The sequence below is a fragment of the Neisseria sp. P0021.S006 genome (assembly GCF_051956895.1).
Window position 1 is genome coordinate 1 of record NZ_JBQCWZ010000620.1, and the last position, 792, is coordinate 792.

General features: G+C 51.1%; 1 protein-coding gene. It reads left to right on the plus strand.

The annotated features are described in order from the left end of the window. Nucleotides 1-776 (plus strand): ornithine carbamoyltransferase (gene argF, locus ACTHUM_RS16085; protein ID WP_440403433.1); only part of this gene is annotated, 776 nt, incomplete at its 5' end. Between the last annotated feature and the right edge of the window lie 16 nt (nucleotides 777-792).

Below are 792 nucleotides of genomic sequence, written 5' to 3' on the forward strand. Positions count from 1 at the left end.
CTTATCTGGAGCCTTCTGCCAGCCAAATCGGGCATAAGGAAAGTATTAAGGATACGGCGCGTGTTTTGGGGCGGATGTTTGACGGCATTGAATATCGCGGTTTTGGGCAGGATGTAGTGGAAGAGCTGGCTAAGTATGCAGGCGTGCCTGTGTTCAACGGTTTGACCAACGAGTTTCACCCGACTCAAATGCTCGCTGATGCGCTGACGATGCGCGAGCATAGCGATAAGCCTTTGAACCAAATTGCGTTTGCTTATGTCGGTGATGCGCGTTACAACATGGCCAATTCGTTGCTGGTGTTGGCTGCGAAACTGGGCATGGACGTGCGTATCGGTGCGCCGAAAAGTTTGTGGCCGTCTGAAAACATTACCGAGACGGTGCAGGCTGTTGCTAAAGAGATCGGTGGACGGATTCTGTTGACGGAGAATGTGAAAGAAGCCGTGAAAGGCGTGGATTTTATCCATACCGATGTGTGGGTCAGCATGGGCGAGCCTAAAGAGGCTTGGCAGGAACGTATCGATTTGCTGAAAGATTACCGCGTTACGCCCGAATTAATGGCCGCGGCTGAAAATCCGCAAGTCAAGTTTATGCATTGCCTGCCTGCTTTCCATAATCGCGAAACCAAAGTCGGCGAATGGATTTATGAGACATTCGGCCTGAATGGCGTGGAAGTAACGGAAGAAGTCTTTGAAAGCGAAGCCAGCATCGTGTTTGATCAGGCAGAAAACCGGATGCACACGATTAAAGCGGTGATGGTAGCGGCATTGGGCGATTGAGTTTGGCGCTCAACGC